Origin of the sequence: Curtobacterium sp. 24E2 (assembly GCF_016925595.1) — a bacterium.
GTDB lineage: Bacteria > Actinomycetota > Actinomycetes > Actinomycetales > Microbacteriaceae > Curtobacterium.
This window is the reverse complement of sequence record NZ_CP068987.1, coordinates 2,991,141-3,007,120: the sequence shown is the minus strand read 5'-3', so window position 1 is coordinate 3,007,120 and position 15,980 is coordinate 2,991,141. Positions and strand designations below refer to the sequence as shown.

8 protein-coding genes, 3 rRNA genes and 3 pseudogenes are annotated in these 15,980 nt (G+C 64.7%); all 14 read left to right on the top strand.

From position 1 onward, the window contains the following. The first annotated feature begins 3 nt into the window (after positions 1-3). On the top strand, positions 4-504 hold the full coding sequence (gene ilvN, locus JN350_RS14705) for an acetolactate synthase small subunit (RefSeq protein ID WP_022907763.1): 501 nt from the start codon (positions 4-6) through the stop codon (positions 502-504). 51 nt (positions 505-555) lie between these two features. Beyond that, on the top strand, positions 556-1,581 hold the full coding sequence (ilvC, locus tag JN350_RS14700; protein ID WP_111085939.1) for a ketol-acid reductoisomerase: 1,026 nt from the start codon (positions 556-558) through the stop codon (positions 1,579-1,581). A 212-nt stretch (positions 1,582-1,793) separates the two neighbouring features. Next, positions 1,794-2,984 carry a mannitol-1-phosphate 5-dehydrogenase gene (locus JN350_RS14695; protein ID WP_205462650.1) on the top strand — a complete coding sequence of 397 codons (1,191 nt, stop codon included), beginning with the start codon at positions 1,794-1,796 and terminating at the stop codon, positions 2,982-2,984. Positions 2,985-3,045: 61 nt separating this feature from the next. Continuing rightward, positions 3,046-3,294 (top strand): hypothetical protein, encoded by a 249-nt coding sequence (locus JN350_RS14690; protein WP_205462649.1) that lies wholly within the window; start codon positions 3,046-3,048, stop codon positions 3,292-3,294. 56 nt (positions 3,295-3,350) lie between these two features. Further along, the gene (locus tag JN350_RS14685) at positions 3,351-3,509 is read left to right on the top strand and encodes a hypothetical protein (RefSeq protein WP_205462648.1); all 159 of its coding nucleotides are present in this window, start codon (positions 3,351-3,353) and stop codon (positions 3,507-3,509) included. Beyond that, the gene (locus tag JN350_RS14680) at positions 3,506-3,886 is read left to right on the top strand and encodes a hypothetical protein (protein WP_205462647.1); all 381 of its coding nucleotides are present in this window, start codon (positions 3,506-3,508) and stop codon (positions 3,884-3,886) included. Before JN350_RS14685 ends, JN350_RS14680 begins: the two co-directional genes overlap by 4 nt. Before the next feature lie 78 nt (positions 3,887-3,964). Next, positions 3,965-5,553: pseudogene (gene serA, locus JN350_RS14675) on the top strand (phosphoglycerate dehydrogenase). After that, on the top strand, positions 5,553-6,623 hold the full coding sequence (locus JN350_RS14670) for a 3-isopropylmalate dehydrogenase (protein ID WP_205462646.1): 1,071 nt from the start codon (positions 5,553-5,555) through the stop codon (positions 6,621-6,623). The pseudogene serA and the gene JN350_RS14670 overlap by 1 nt, the downstream one beginning before the upstream one ends. Positions 6,624-6,638: 15 nt before the next feature. Further along, a complete protein-coding gene (locus JN350_RS14665; protein ID WP_205462645.1) occupies positions 6,639-7,748 on the top strand; it encodes a branched-chain amino acid aminotransferase in 1,110 nt (369 codons plus the stop codon). 30 nt (positions 7,749-7,778) lie between these two features. Further along, positions 7,779-8,548, top strand: a pseudogene (locus JN350_RS14660) (fumarylacetoacetate hydrolase family protein). Positions 8,549-9,004: 456 nt separating this feature from the next. Then, positions 9,005-10,526, top strand: a 16S ribosomal RNA gene (locus JN350_RS14655). A gap of 428 nt (positions 10,527-10,954) precedes the next feature. Next, a 23S ribosomal RNA gene (locus tag JN350_RS14650) occupies positions 10,955-14,081 on the top strand. A 148-nt stretch (positions 14,082-14,229) separates the two neighbouring features. Continuing rightward, a 5S ribosomal RNA gene (rrf, locus tag JN350_RS14645) occupies positions 14,230-14,346 on the top strand. Together the 16S, 23S and 5S rRNA genes form the textbook arrangement of a ribosomal RNA operon. Positions 14,347-14,446: 100 nt before the next feature. After that, positions 14,447-15,933 (top strand): annotated as a pseudogene (gene gltX / locus JN350_RS14640) (glutamate--tRNA ligase). Positions 15,934-15,980: the final 47 nt, after the last annotated feature.

Genomic DNA, 15,980 nt, shown 5'->3' with positions numbered 1-15,980 from the left:
CGCATGAGCCACGTCCTGTCCCTCCTCGTCGAGGACAAGCCCGGTCTGCTGACCCGCGTCGCGGGCCTGTTCGCCCGCCGCGGGTTCAACATCGAGTCGCTCGCCGTCGGCAACACCGAGGTCGACGGCCTCAGCCGGATCACCGTCGTCGTCGACGTCGAGGACCTCCCGCTCGAGCAGGTGACGAAGCAGCTCAACAAGCTCGTCAACGTCATCAAGATCGTCGAACTGGACTTCTCGCAGTCCGTCCAGCGCGAGCACATGCTCGTGAAGGTCCGCGTCGACAACCAGACGCGGTCGGCCGTGCTCGAGGCAGTGAACCTGTTCCGCGCGCAGGTCGTCGACGTCGCGAACGACTCGCTCATCGTCGAGGTGACCGGAGACCCCGGCAAGATCCAGGCGATCCTCCGCGTCCTCGAGCCCTACGGCATCAAGGAGCTCGCCCGTGCGGGACTCCTCGGCATGGGCCGCGGACCGAAGAGCATCACCGACCGGGTGCGCTGACCAGCGGTCCGCCACCCCCACAATCCACCAGAACCAAGGAGACACACCCTCGTGACTGACATCGTGTACGACGCCGACGCCGACCTGACGCTCATCCAGGGCAAGAAGGTCGCCGTCATCGGGTACGGCTCGCAGGGCCACGCCCACGCCCTCAACCTCCGTGACTCGGGTGTCGAGGTCAAGATCGGCCTCAAGGAGGGCTCGAAGAGCCGCCAGAAGGCCGAAGAGGCCGGCTTCGAGGTCCTCACTCCGGCCGACGTCACCGCCTGGGCCGACGTCGTCGTCATCCTCGCGCCGGACCAGGTCCAGCGCATCGTCTACGCCGATGACATCCGTCCGAACCTCAAGCCGGGCGCCACGCTCGTCTTCGGCCACGGCTTCAACATCCGCTTCGGCTACATCGAGGCACCCGAGGGCGTCGACGTGTCGCTCGTCGCTCCGAAGGGACCGGGTCACACCGTCCGCCGCGAGTACGAGGCCGGCCGTGGCGTCCCCGTGATCGTCGCCGTCGAGGTCGACGCGTCGGGTTCCGCATGGGACCTCGCGTGGTCGTACTCGAAGGCCATCGGTGGTCTGCGCTCCGGCGGCATCAAGACGACCTTCACCGAGGAGACCGAGACCGACCTGTTCGGCGAGCAGGCCGTCCTGTGCGGTGGCACCTCGCAGCTCATCCAGTACGGCTTCGAGACCCTGGTCGAGGCGGGCTACCAGCCGCAGATCGCGTACTTCGAGGTCCTGCACGAGCTCAAGCTGATCGTCGACCTGATCTGGGAGGGCGGCCTCACCAAGCAGCGCTGGTCTATCTCCGACACCGCCGAGTTCGGTGACTACGTCTCCGGCCCGCGCGTGATCTCGCCCGACGTCAAGGAGAACATGAAGGCGGTGCTCGCGGACATCCAGAACGGTGCCTTCGCGAAGCGCTTCATCGACGACCAGGACGCCGGCGCACCCGAGTTCAAGGCGCTCCGCGCCAAGGGCGAGGGCCACCCGATCGAGGCGACCGGCCGCGAGCTCCGCGCGCTCTTCGCCTGGAAGCAGAACGACGGCGACTACGTGGACGGCTCGGCAGCGCGGTAGTCTTCCGAGGAACACTCGATGACGAGGCGGCGGTGCAGCCCTTGCACCGCCGCCTCGCGACGTGACCCGAACGTTATGCAGCAGCTCTTCTCCAGCCCCGACGCCGTGGACCGGCGTCCCGTCGGCGTGCGCCCGGACGATACGCGACAGCCGTCGTCCGCGGTCCGCACGAGCGGTCAGGGGCGGACCGACCAGCATGGGATGATCATCGGATGGCGGTGACGAAACGAGCGGTCCACATCGGCGCCGGCAAGATCGGGCGTGGGTTCGTGGGCCAGTTCCTCGTGGCGAGCGGCTACGAGCTCACCTTCGTCGACGTCGACGACCGTGTGGTCTCCGCGTTGAACGAAGCCGGGCGCTTCGTGGTGCACGAGGTCGGCGAGATGCCGGTCGAGCACCTCGTCTACGGCTTCCGGGCGCTCAGCAGCAAGACCGACCGCGACCGCGTGATCCAGGCGATCGCCGAGGCGGACGTCGTGACGACCGCGGTCGGTGCCCGGACGCTCCCGCTCGTCGCACCGCTCATCGCCGAGGGACTCGCGGCGCGTCCGCTCGAGCGCGGCGACGTGACGATCGTGGCGTGCGAGAACGCGTTCAACGCCACCGACTCCCTGCACGCGAGCATCCGGCGTGCTCCCGTGCTCGAGGACCGCGACATCGCGGCGGTCTTCGCGAACTGCGCCATCGACCGCATCGTCCCCGACCAGTCCGGCGTGCTCGGGCAGTCCGGCGGCCTCGACGTCGTGCTCGAGCCCTTCTACGAGTGGGTCATCGAGCGCACGCCGTTCCTCGGATCCGACGTCGAACCCCCGACGATCGAGGGCGTCACCTGGGTCGATGACCTCCAGCCCTTCGTCGAGCGCAAGCTCTACACGGTGAACACCGCGCACGCGACGGCCGCCTACCACGGCTACGTCCGCGGCATCCGGCTCATCCGCGAGGCACTCGAGGACGACGCCGTCCGCGCCGAGGTCGACGGCGTGCTCGCCGAGACCACCGCGCTGCTCGTCGCGAAGCACGGCTTCGACCCGGAGGAGCACGCACGGTACGTCGCGGCGAACCTGTCGCGCATCGCGAACCCGCACCTGCCCGACACCACCGTGCGCGTCGGACGGAACCCGCTCCGCAAGCTCGGCCGACGCGAGCGCTTCGTCGGTCCCGCCGCGCAGCTCGCCGAACGCGGGTTGCCGGTCGAGCACCTGCTCGGCGCCGTCCGCGTCGCACTCGCCTTCGACGACGAGAACGACCCGGAGTCGATCGAGCTGCACGCGCTGCTCCGTTCCGGCGCGACGGCGCACGCGCTCACCGAGATCCTCACCGGCCTCATGGAGAGCCACCCGCTCTTCCCCGCCGTGCGCGAGGTCGTCGCCGAGGTGCTCCAGGCGCAGCCCGCCGACGCCTGAGCGCGCGTCCCGCCGGGAACCCGTGGTCTCCCTGTGCGCTGGTCCCTCGTAGGATCGAGGCATGAACACGGCAGCATCCCCACCCGACGGGTCGGTCGACCCGGACGTGACGAACGCCGTCGACCACGACGACGAGGCGCTCAGCTGGGGTGACGCCGACGACGCCACCCACGTCGACGCCGCGCACAACCCGGTCGCCGTCAAGGACCGTGGCGACCGCGACCCCGAGGCACCGGAGACCTCCGGCGCCCTCGTCGGGTTCGGCGTGTTCGGGGGCTCTACCTGCTCTACACCGTCGCCTGGCTGCTGACGGCGTCGACCTCGTACGTCTCGGGTGTCGACACCGTCCTGACGGTCTTCGTCGAGGTGCTCCGGTTCCTCGCCATCCTCGCGCCGGCGCTGTGGTTCACGGTGGTGCTCTGGGCCGCCCGCGGCAGCCGGACCCGGACACGACTGCTCTGGATGCTGCTCGGAGCCGTGGTGCTGTTCCCGTGGCCGTTCCTGCTGACGCGGAGCTTCGGGTGACCGCCGCGACGCCGGTCGGCCGCCGGTCGCGCGGTCCGGTCGTCGGCCGCATCGCGGTCTGGCTCGTGTTCGCCGTGCTGTTCGCCTACATGACGGTGCAGGCAGTGGGGAACCTCACGCAGATCTCGCAGCGGGTGGACGAGTTCAACGCGTTCCTCGCGACCACCTCCGGTGGCGAGTCGCTGCAGGCGAGCACGCCCTGGCTGTGGTTGGTCCTGGACATCCTGATCGCCCCGATCGCCTTCGTGGTCGCCCTGGTGATCACGCGTCGTGCGCGGCTCGCGGTCACCCTCGCCGTGTTCGTCCTCGCCTTCGCGGCGGCGGGCGCCCTCTGGCTCGACCTGCAGCTGTTCGTGCCGAGCCTGCTGCAGTTCTAGGCGCCCGCGGTCGTAACGGGCCGCGCACGTCGATAGCATGGTGGGATACCAACCGTCTCTCGTGAGGAAACAGCAGCTGTGTCGAAGCCGGTCGTCCTGATCGCCGAAGAACTTTCGCCCGCCACGGTCGACGCCCTCGGGCCCGACTTCGAGATCCGGAACGTGGACGGCACCGACCGCCCCGCGCTCCTGTCGGCCCTCGCCGACGCGGATGCCGTGCTGGTGCGTTCCGCCACCAAGGTCGATGCCGAAGCGATCGCCGCGGCCCCGAACCTCAAGGTCGTCGCCCGTGCCGGTGTCGGCCTGGACAACGTCGACATCAAGGCGGCGACCACCGCCGGTGTCATGGTGGTGAACGCGCCGACGTCGAACATCATCTCCGCCGCCGAGCTCACCGTCGGGCACATCCTGTCGCTCGCCCGACACATCCCGGCCGCGCACGCGTCGCTGGCCGCCGGGGCGTGGAAGCGCTCGTCGTACACCGGCGTCGAGCTCTACGAGAAGACCGTCGGCATCATCGGTCTCGGCCGCATCGGCGCGCTCATCACGCAGCGCCTGCAGGCCTTCGGCGTCCAGGTGATCGCGTACGACCCCTACGTCACGACGGCCCGTGCCCAGCAGCTCGGAGTCGAGCTCGTCTCGCTCGACGACCTGCTGCAGCGCGCCGACTTCGTCACGATCCACATGCCGCGCACGCCCGAGACCCTCGGCATGATCTCGGACGACCAGTTCGCGCTCATGAAGCCGACGGCGTTCGTCGTGAACGTCGCCCGCGGCGGCCTGATCGACGAGGACGCCCTGCACCGCGCACTGACCGCGAACACCATCGCGGGTGCCGGCCTCGACGTCTTCGTGTCGGAGCCCCCGAAGGACTCCCCGCTCGTCGCGCTGCCCAACGTCGTCGTCACGCCGCACCTGGGTGCCTCGACGGACGAAGCGCAGGAGAAGGCCGGCGTCTCGGTCGCCAAGTCGGTGCGTCTCGCCCTCGGCGGGAGCTCGTGCCGGACGCGGTCAACGTCGCCGGCGGCGTCATCGACCCGTACGTCCGCCCGGGCATCCCGCTCGTCGAGAAGCTCGGCCAGGTCTTCACGGCCCTCGCCACGTCGCCCGTCACGAGCATCGACGTCGAGGTCCACGGTGAGCTCGCCGAGTACGACGTCAGCGTGCTCAAGCTCGCGGCGCTCAAGGGCGTCTTCACCGACGTCGTCAGCGACCAGGTCTCCTACGTCAACGCCCCGCTCATCGCGGAGCAGCGCGGAGTCACCGTGCGGCTCATCACCGAGACCGACAGCCCCGAGTACCGCAACGTGCTCACGATCCGCGGCGCCCAGTCCGACGGCCCCGCGATCAGTGTGTCCGGCACGCTCACAGGCCCCAAGCAGGTCGAGAAGCTCGTCGAGATCAACGGCCACGACGTCGAGGTCCCGCTCGACCGGCACCACGTCGTCATGGAGTACGTCGACCGCCCGGGCATCGTCGCGGTCTACGGCAAGGAGTTCGGCGAGGCCGGCATCAACATCGCGGCGATGCAGATCTCGCGCGAAGCCGCCGGCGGACAGGCGCTCAGCGTCCTCACCGTCGACTCGCCGGTGCCCGCCGAGCTCCTCGAGCACGTCGGCCGGGCGATCGACGCCTCCTCGCTCCGCGAGATCGACATCACGCTCTGATGGCCGTCCGGACGCTCCAGCTCGCGGTGATCCGCGGGGACGGCATCGGACCAGAGGTCGTCGACGAGGCCCTCAAGGTCCTGCACGCCGTGACCCCGGACGACCTCGTCATCGAGGAGACCCCGTTCTCCCTCGGAGCGACGCGCTACCTCGAGACCGGCGACATCCTCACCGAGGACGACATGTCCGCCATCGCGTCGCACGACGCGATCCTGCTCGGCGCGGTCGGCGGGAACCCCCGTGACCCCCGGCTCGCCGGCGGGATCATCGAACGTGGGCTCCTGCTGAAGCTGCGCTTCGCGTTCGACCACTACGTCAACCTGCGACCGACCAAGGTCCACGACGCCGTCGCGACGCCGCTCGCCGACCCGGGAGCGGTGGACTTCGTCGTCGTGCGCGAGGGCACCGAGGGGCCGTACGTCGGCAACGGCGGAGCGATCCGCTCGGGTACGCCGCAGGAGATCGCGACCGAGGTGTCGCTGAACACCGCGTTCGGTGTCGAGCGGGTCGTCCGCTACGCCTTCGCCCTGGCCGACCGTCGGGCCCGGAAGCACCTCACGCTCGTGCACAAGAGCAACGTCCTGGTGCACGCCGGGGCCCTGTGGCAGCGCACGGTCGCGGCCGTCGGGGCGGAGTTCCCGGACGTCACGGTGGACTACCAGCACGTCGATGCGGTCACCATCCACATGGTGCGGGAACCTGCTAGGTTCGACGTCATCGTCACCGACAACCTCTTCGGCGACATCATCACCGACCTGGCCGGCGCGATCAGCGGCGGAATCGGTCTGGCGGCCTCGGGCAACATCAACCCGGACGGCACCTTCCCCAGCATGTTCGAGCCGGTCCACGGCTCCGCGCCGGACATCGCGGGTCAGCAGAAGGCCGATCCGACGGCCGCCATCCTCTCCGTCGCACTGCTGCTCGACCACATCGGTCGCAGTGACCTCGCGACGGCGGTGACGCGGGCCGTCGAGGCGGACCTGGCAGACCGGGGCACCACGCAGCGTCGCACGGCCGAGATCGGCGACGCCATCGCCGCCGCGGCCACGGCACGCACCACCACCGCCTGAGAAGGAGCCCTCCCCATGAGCACCGACACCGCTTTCGGACTCGAGTTCGCCACCACCCCGTCCGCGGACCGTCGCGCCGCCGCCGAGCGCGAGGAGATCCTCGCCGACCCGGGTTTCGGCAAGCACTTCACGGACCACATGGCCACCGTCGAGTGGACGCTCGACGACGGGTGGCACGGTGCCTCGGTCCACCCGTACGGCCCGCTCTCGCTCGACCCGAGCGCCAGCGTGCTGCACTACGCGCAGGAGATCTTCGAGGGGCTCAAGGCGTACCGGCACGCGGACGGGTCGGTGTGGTCCTTCCGCCCGGACGCCAACGCTCGTCGGTTCCAGCGGTCGGCCCGTCGCCTGGCGCTGCCGGAACTGCCGGTCGAGGCCTTCGTCGAGTCGATCCGGCAGCTCGTGCAGGCCGACGTCGACTGGGTGCCGTCCGCACCCGAGACGAGCCTGTACCTCCGGCCGTTCATGATCGCGACCGAGTCGTTCCTGGGGGTGCGTGCGGCGCAGGCGGTGGCGTACCACTGCATCGCGAGCCCGGCCGGGGCGTACTTCACTTCGGGCCCGAAGCCGGTCTCGATCTGGCTGTCGACCCAGTACGCCCGCGCCGGCAAGGGCGGGACCGGTGCCGCCAAGACCGGTGGCAACTACGCGTCGTCGTTGCTGCCCCAGCAGGAGGCCTACGAGCACGGGTGCCAGCAGGTCATGTTCCTCGACTCGGTCGAGGGCAAGTACCTCGAAGAACTCGGTGGCATGAACGTCGTGCTCGTGAAGTCCGACGGCACCCTCGTCACGCCGGACTCCGACTCCATCCTCGAGGGCATCACGCGCGATTCGATCCTGCAGTTGGCAGAGGACCGCGGGCTCACGGTCGAGAAGCGCCGGGTGACCCTCGACGAGTGGCGTGACGGTGTGGCCGACGGTTCCATCACCGAGGCGTTCGCCTGCGGGACGGCCGCCGTCGTGACCCCGATCGCGGAGCTCCGCGGCGAGGGCTTCACGATCGGTTCGCCGACCGAGGGCGCCGGGGAACTCACGATGTCCCTGCGCGACGAGCTCACCGACATCCAGTACGGCCGTCGTCCCGACCCGCACGGGTGGATGACGAAGCTGACCGACGCGTCCTGATCGACGTCCGGGCGTGGGTAGGGTCGAACGGTGAAGATCGCACGGTTCAGCAGCAAGGGTGAAGACCCCCGGTACGGCATCCTCGACGAGCGGCACCTGGTGGTGCTCGCCGGAGACCCGATGTACCAGGGGTTCGAGACCACGGGGAGCGCGTCGCACTCGCCGACGCCAAGCTCCTCGCCCCCGTCATCCCGCGGTCGAAGGTCATCGGGGTGGGGCTGAACTACCTCGAGCACGCCTCGGAGATGGACGAGCGCGCCGGCGACGACCCGGTGGTGTTCCTCAAGCCGAACACCTCGGTGATCGGACCCGACGAACCCATCCGTCTGCCGGCGGACATCGGACGCGTCGACCACGAGGGCGAACTCGCCATCGTGATCGGATCGCTCGCCAAGAACGTCCGGCGTGAGGACTTCGCGAGCGTCGTGCTCGGGTACACCATCGCCAACGACGTGACCGCCCGTGACCTGCAGGCCCGCGACGGCCAGTGGACCCGCTCCAAGGGGTTCGACACCTTCTGCCCGCTCGGCCCCGTGATCGAGACCGAGATCGACCCGTCGGACATCCGCATCGAGACACGCGTCGACGGCGACCTGCGCCAGGCGGGCTCGACGAACGAGATGGTCCACGACATCCCCTCGCTGGTCGAGTTCGTGTCGTCGATCTGGACCCTGCTGCCCGGCGACGTCATCCTGACCGGCACCCCTGCCGGGGTCGGTCAGATCCGCGACGGCGAGGTCGTCGAGGTCACGATCTCGGGCATCGGCACACTCAAGAACCCGGTGATCGCGCGCCACTGACCCGGCTCGTCACCCCACGGCCCGTTCCCCTCGGGGGAGCGGGCCGTTCCGCGTTCAGGGCCGTTCCGGGCGACACGCCCGGGATGCAGCCTGGCTTGGCGCAGCCGTTCGTCCCTGCGTAGAGTAATCACTCGTTGCCACGGCGGCGGAGAACGGAACGGCTGAGACGGTCACTGGGTTTACTTGGGGATCTTGTCCGCCAGGGTTCTTCCCCGGGCAGCGGATTCACCAGCCTCTCTGGCGGAGCATCTTCGGGTGTCGAGCGGGGAGTGCGTCTGGTCCTTGAGAACTCAACAGCGTGCACATTGTCAATGCCAATTTATTGATTGACCTCGTGCCTGGTCGGCTTGCTGACTGGGTCATGATGCAATTCCTTTTGGATTGAAGATTGTCAGTTGACAGTCAACAGTCAGAATCAACTCGGTCTGATGCCTTCGGGTGTTGGGTCTGTATTTTTTTACGGAGAGTTTGATCCTGGCTCAGGACGAACGCTGGCGGCGTGCTTAACACATGCAAGTCGAACGATGATGCCCAGCTTGCTGGGTGGATTAGTGGCGAACGGGTGAGTAACACGTGAGTAACCTGCCCCTGACTCTGGGATAAGCGTTGGAAACGACGTCTAATACTGGATATGATCACTGGCCGCATGGTCTGGTGGTGGAAAGATTTTTTGGTTGGGGATGGACTCGCGGCCTATCAGCTTGTTGGTGAGGTAATGGCTCACCAAGGCGACGACGGGTAGCCGGCCTGAGAGGGTGACCGGCCACACTGGGACTGAGACACGGCCCAGACTCCTACGGGAGGCAGCAGTGGGGAATATTGCACAATGGGCGAAAGCCTGATGCAGCAACGCCGCGTGAGGGATGACGGCCTTCGGGTTGTAAACCTCTTTTAGTAGGGAAGAAGCGAAAGTGACGGTACCTGCAGAAAAAGCACCGGCTAACTACGTGCCAGCAGCCGCGGTAATACGTAGGGTGCAAGCGTTGTCCGGAATTATTGGGCGTAAAGAGCTCGTAGGCGGTTTGTCGCGTCTGCTGTGAAATCCCGAGGCTCAACCTCGGGCTTGCAGTGGGTACGGGCAGACTAGAGTGCGGTAGGGGAGATTGGAATTCCTGGTGTAGCGGTGGAATGCGCAGATATCAGGAGGAACACCGATGGCGAAGGCAGATCTCTGGGCCGTAACTGACGCTGAGGAGCGAAAGCATGGGGAGCGAACAGGATTAGATACCCTGGTAGTCCATGCCGTAAACGTTGGGCGCTAGATGTAGGGACCTTTCCACGGTTTCTGTGTCATAGCTAACGCATTAAGCGCCCCGCCTGGGGAGTACGGCCGCAAGGCTAAAACTCAAAGGAATTGACGGGGGCCCGCACAAGCGGCGGAGCATGCGGATTAATTCGATGCAACGCGAAGAACCTTACCAAGGCTTGACATACACCGGAAACGGCCAGAGATGGTCGCCCCCTTGTGGTCGGTGTACAGGTGGTGCATGGTTGTCGTCAGCTCGTGTCGTGAGATGTTGGGTTAAGTCCCGCAACGAGCGCAACCCTCGTTCTATGTTGCCAGCGGGTTGTGCCGGGGACTCATAGGAGACTGCCGGGGTCAACTCGGAGGAAGGTGGGGATGACGTCAAATCATCATGCCCCTTATGTCTTGGGCTTCACGCATGCTACAATGGCCGGTACAAAGGGCTGCGATACCGTAAGGTGGAGCGAATCCCAAAAAGCCGGTCTCAGTTCGGATTGAGGTCTGCAACTCGACCTCATGAAGTCGGAGTCGCTAGTAATCGCAGATCAGCAACGCTGCGGTGAATACGTTCCCGGGCCTTGTACACACCGCCCGTCAAGTCATGAAAGTCGGTAACACCCGAAGCCGGTGGCCTAACCCTTGTGGAAGGAGCCGTCGAAGGTGGGATCGGTGATTAGGACTAAGTCGTAACAAGGTAGCCGTACCGGAAGGTGCGGCTGGATCACCTCCTTTCTAAGGAGCATCTGGCCTCGTGTGCCCTTCGGGGCGGGCGTGGTCCAGGCGCCGAGTAACCCGAACGTGGTTGCCGGTAGCTCATGGGTGGAACATTGACAGTGCAGTTGGGAGTGATGCTTCCGACCTCAGTACGCTCTGCTTGCAGGGTTGGGACGGGTCGGGGTGGAGCTGCCTGCTGGTGCACGTTGTTGGGTCCTGAGGGACCAGGCTTCCTGCTGACATGAGAGTGTCTGGTGGGGGTTGGGCCTGCGGGTCCTTCGTTGGGCTGCATGAAGCATCGTCGTTGGATGGTGGGGAGTGTGGTGCCGATCGTATGTTGAGAACTACACAGTGGACGCGAGCATCTTTGATTCGCGTCATCCAATCGACCGGGGTCTTCGGACTGATGGTTGTGGGTGATGACGGATCGCAATTTTAATCTTTGTGGTCAAGTTTCTAAGAGCAAACGGTGGATGCCTTGGCATCTGGAGCCGAAGAAGGACGTAGAAATCTGCGATAAGCCTCGGGGAGCTGATAATCGAGCCCTGATCCGAGGATTTCCGAATGGGGAAACCCCGCTGGGCGCTTTTGTGACCTGGTGACTCCCGCCTGAATATATAGGGCGGGTAGAGGGAACGTGGGGAAGTGAAACATCTCAGTACCCACAGGAAGAGAAAACAACATGTGATTCCGTGAGTAGTGGCGAGCGAAAGCGGATGAGGCTAAACCGATCATGTGTGATAGCCGGCGGGCGTTGCATGGTCGGGGTTGTGGGACACGTCACTCAGTTCTGCCGGACTGGGGCGGTTACAGCGCATCATAGTCGAACCGGTTTGAAAGCCGGGCCGTAGTGGGTGCCAGCCCCGTAGACGAAATGGTGTTATGGCCGGATGTGTATCCCAAGTAGCACGGGGCCCGAGAAATCCCGTGTGAATCTGTCAGGACCACCTGATAAGCCTAAATACTCCCAGATGACCGATAGCGGACAAGTACCGTGAGGGAAAGGTGAAAAGTACCCCGGGAGGGGAGTGAAATAGTACCTGAAACCGTTTGCTTACAAACCGTCGGAGCCTCCTTAGTAGGGGTGACGGCGTGCCTTTTGAAGAATGAGCCTGCGAGTTAGTGATATGTGGCGAGGTTAACCCGTGTGGGGCAGCCGTAGCGAAAGCGAGTCTGAATAGGGCGTTTGAGTCGCATGTTCTAGACCCGAAGCGAAGTGATCTATCCATGGCCAGGTTGAAGCGACGGTAAGACGTCGTGGAGGACCGAACCCACTTCAGTTGAAAATGGAGGGGATGAGCTGTGGATAGGGGTGAAAGGCCAATCAAACTTCGTGATAGCTGGTTCTCTCCGAAATGCATTTAGGTGCAGCGTTGCGTGTTTCTCGCCGGAGGTAGAGCTACTGGATGGCCGATGGGCCTCAACAGGTTACTGACGTCAGCCAAACTCCGAATGCCGGTGAGTGAGAGCGCAGCAGTGAGACGGTGGGGGATAAGCTTCATCGTCGAGAGGGAAACAACCCAGACTACCAACTAAGGTCCCTAAGCGTGTGCTAAGTGGGAAAGGATGTGGAGTTGCATAGACAACCAGGAGGTTGGCTTAGAAGCAGCCACCCTTGAAAGAGTGCGTAATAGCTCACTGGTCAAGTGATTCCGCGCCGACAATGTAACGGGGCTCAAGCACACCACCGAAGTTGTAGATTTCGCACATTGACAAGCCTTCGTGGTTCAGTCGTGCGGAGTGGTAGGAGAGCGTCGTGTGGCGAGTGAAGCGGCGGAGTGATCCAGCCGTGGACGCTACACGAGTGAGAATGCAGGCATGAGTAGCGAAAGACGGGTGAGAAACCCGTCCTCCGAAAGACCAAGGGTTCCAGGGCCAGGTTAATCCGCCCTGGGTAAGTCGGGACCTAAGGCGAGGCCGACAGGCGTAGTCGATGGACAACGGGTTGATATTCCCGTACCGGCGAACAACCGCCCAAGCTAATCCAGTGGTGCTAAGAGTCCTAACCCGGACGACCGGATCCCTTCGGGGTGATGGTGGCCGGTCTAACGCTCGACCCCATGCTGGTGCGGTTAGCGTATGAACAGGTGTGACGCAGGAAGGTAGCTGAGCCAGGCGATGGTATCCGTAAGGTGAACCTGGTGTAAGGATGTAGGGCTGACGATAGGCAAATCCGTCGTCTGTGTGCCTGAGATCCGACGCGTACCCGTAAGGGGAAATCAGTGATCCTATGCTGCCGAGAAAAGCATCGACGCGAGGTTGTAGCCGCCCGTACCCGAAACCGACTCAGGTGGTCAGGTAGAGAATACCAAGGAGATCGAGAGAATCGTGGTTAAGGAACTCGGCAAAATGCCCCCGTAACTTCGGGAGAAGGGGGGCCGGACACGTGACCGGATTTACTCCGTGAGCGTTGAAGGCCGCAGAGACCAGTGGGAAGCGACTGTTTACTAAAAACACAGGTCCGTGCGAAGTCGCAAGACGATGTATACGGACTGACGCCTGCCCGGTGCTGGAAGGTTAAGAGGAAGGGTTAGCCTTTGGGCGAAGCTCTGAATTTAAGCCCCAGTAAACGGCGGTGGTAACTATAACCATCCTAAGGTAGCGAAATTCCTTGTCGGGTAAGTTCCGACCTGCACGAATGGCGTAACGACTTCCCAGCTGTCTCAACCGCGAACTCGGCGAAATTGCACTACGAGTAAAGATGCTCGTTACGCGCAGCAGGACGGAAAGACCCCGTGACCTTTACTACAGTTTGGTATTGGTGTTCGGTGTGGCTTGTGTAGGATAGGTGGGAGACTGTGAAGCGGGCACGCTAGTGTTCGTGGAGTCATTGTTGAAATACCACTCTGGTCACTCTGGATGTCTAACGTAGGACCCTGATCGGGTTCATGGACAGTGCCTGATGGGTAGTTTAACTGGGGCGGTTGCCTCCCAAAGAGTAACGGAGGCGCCCAAAGGTTCCCTCAACCTGGTTGGCAATCAGGTGGCGAGTGTAAGTGCACAAGGGAGCTTGACTGTGAGACTGACAGGTCGAGCAGGGACGAAAGTCGGGACTAGTGATCCGGCAGTGGCTTGTGGAAGCGCTGTCGCTCAACGGATAAAAGGTACCTCGGGGATAACAGGCTGATCTTGCCCAAGAGTCCATATCGACGGCATGGTTTGGCACCTCGATGTCGGCTCGTCGCATCCTGGGGCTGGAGTAGGTCCCAAGGGTTGGGCTGTTCGCCCATTAAAGCGGTACGCGAGCTGGGTTTAGAACGTCGTGAGACAGTTCGGTCCCTATCCGCTGCGCGCGTTGGAAATTTGAGAAGATCTATCCCTAGTACGAGAGGACCGGGATGGACGAACCTCTGGTGTGTCAGTTGTTCTGCCAAGGGCACCGCTGATTAGCTATGTTCGGACCGGATAACCGCTGAAAGCATCTAAGCGGGAAGCCGTCTTCGAGATGAGATTTCCATGCACCTTGAGTGTGAGAGGCTCCCAGCAGACTACTGGGTTGATAGGCCGGATGTGGAAGCGGGGACTAACGACCCGTGGAGCTGACCGGTACTAATAAGCCGAAGACTTGATAACACACTGATTTCCCGCACCTTTGCGTGCGGGCCTCGCGTCCACTTTGTGGTTCCCGACAGACGATCGGGAATCAAACTGAATACACCGCTCTGCCCACTCGTGGGCAGCAGCCAGAACATGTTTGAGACCAGATCATGGTCGATAGTGTTCCGGTGGTCATAGCGAGAGGGAAACGCCCGGTCACATTCCGAACCCGGAAGCTAAGCCTCTCAGCGCCGATGGTACTGCAAGGGGGACCTTGTGGGAGAGTAGGACGCCGCCGGACTTACCGTTGCAACACCAGGGAACCCCTGACCAGCACTGGTCAGGGGTTTTCTGCGTTCACGGGTCGCTCGAGCAGGGCGTGACGGTAGCATTGGCGGGTCATGACTGCGCCATTCACCTCTGCTTCCGGGTCCGAGATCCGCGTCCGTTTCTGCCCGAGCCCGACGGGGACCCCGCACGTGGGGCTCATCCGCACGGCGCTCTTCAACTGGGCGTACGCACGCCACACCGGCGGCAAGCTCGTGTTCCGCATTGAGGACACCGACGCCGCGCGGGACAGTGAAGAGTCCTACGCGCAGATCCTCGACGGCCTGCGCTGGCTCCGGCTGGACTGGGACGAGGGCGTCGACGCCGGCGGCGAGCACGGACCGTACCGGCAGTCGGAGCGCACCGCGATCTACGACGACGTCATCGCGAAGCTCAAGGCGTCCGGGCACATCTACGAGTCCTTCGTCACCCCCGAGGAGATGGAGGCCCGCAACAAGGCTGCTGGCCGCGATCCGAAGCAGGGCTACGACAACCACGAGCGGGACCTGTCCGACGACGAGCGCCAGGCGTTCTGCGACCAGGGCCGCGAGCCGGCGCTGCGACTCCGGGTCCCGGACCGTGACCTGAGCTTCGACGACCTCGTCCGTGGCGAGATCACCTTCAAGCAGGGGACGTTCCCGGACTTCGTGGTCGTCCGGCCGAACGGCAAGCCGCTGTACACGTTCACGAACCCGGTGGACGACGCCCTGATGGGCATCACGCACGTCCTCCGCGGCGAGGACCTGCTGTCGTCGACCCCGCGACAGATCGCCCTGTACGAGGCGTTGTACGAGATCGGGCTCGCACCGGCTATCCCGGTGTTCGGTCACCTGCCGTACGTCATGGGCGAGGGCAACAAGAAGCTCTCGAAGCGCGACCCCGAGGCGAACCTGTTCCACCACCGCGACGCCGGCATGATCCCCGAGGGGCTCGTCAACTACCTGGCGCTGCTCGGGTGGTCGATCGGTGCCGACCGCGACGTCTTCTCGATCGACGAGATGGTGGCGGCGTTCGACGTCACCGACGTCAACCCGAACCCGGCGCGCTTCGACCACAAGAAAGCCGAGGCGATCAACGGCGACCACATCCGGCTGCTCGAGGCGTCGGACTTCCGCTCCCGGCTCCTGCCGTACCTGACCGACCTCGTTGCCGACCCGCCGACCGCGGAGCAGACCGAGGTCCTGACGAAGGCGGCGCCCCTCGTCCAGGAGCGCATGCAGCTGCTCGGCGAGGCCCCGGCGATGCTCGGCTTCCTGTTCACCGCTGACGCCGACTTGGTGGTCGAGGACGACGCACTGGCATCGCTCAAGGGCGACACCGGCGCCGTGCTCACGGCCGGCATCGCAGCGCTCGAGCAGCTCGACGACTGGCGCACCGAGGCGATCGAGGGGCCCTCCGGACGGCGCTCATCGACGACCTCGGGCTGAAGCCCCGGGTTGCCTTCGGTCCGCTGCGCGTGGGGGTCTCCGGGCGCCGGATCAGCCCGCCGCTCTTCGAGTCGATGGAGATCCTCGGCAAGGAGTCCACCCTGACGCGGCTCCGCGCCCTCGCGGCCCGCTGAGCGGCGAACGATGAGCACCGCGGAAAGCGCTGCAGGGCCCACGGACG

What these genes read in the sequence shown, in the direction of transcription:
- JN350_RS14665 (WP_205462645.1), top strand. Translation starts at nt 6,639, where the DNA reads ATGAGCACCGACACCGCTTTCGGACTCGAGTTCGCCACCACCCCGTCC.
- JN350_RS14670 (WP_205462646.1), top strand. Translation starts at nt 5,553, where the DNA reads ATGGCCGTCCGGACGCTCCAGCTCGCGGTGATCCGCGGGGACGGCATC.
- JN350_RS14695 (WP_205462650.1), top strand. Translation starts at nt 1,794, where the DNA reads ATGGCGGTGACGAAACGAGCGGTCCACATCGGCGCCGGCAAGATCGGG.
- JN350_RS14690 (WP_205462649.1), top strand. Translation starts at nt 3,046, where the DNA reads ATGAACACGGCAGCATCCCCACCCGACGGGTCGGTCGACCCGGACGTG.
- ilvN (WP_022907763.1), top strand. Translation starts at nt 4, where the DNA reads ATGAGCCACGTCCTGTCCCTCCTCGTCGAGGACAAGCCCGGTCTGCTG.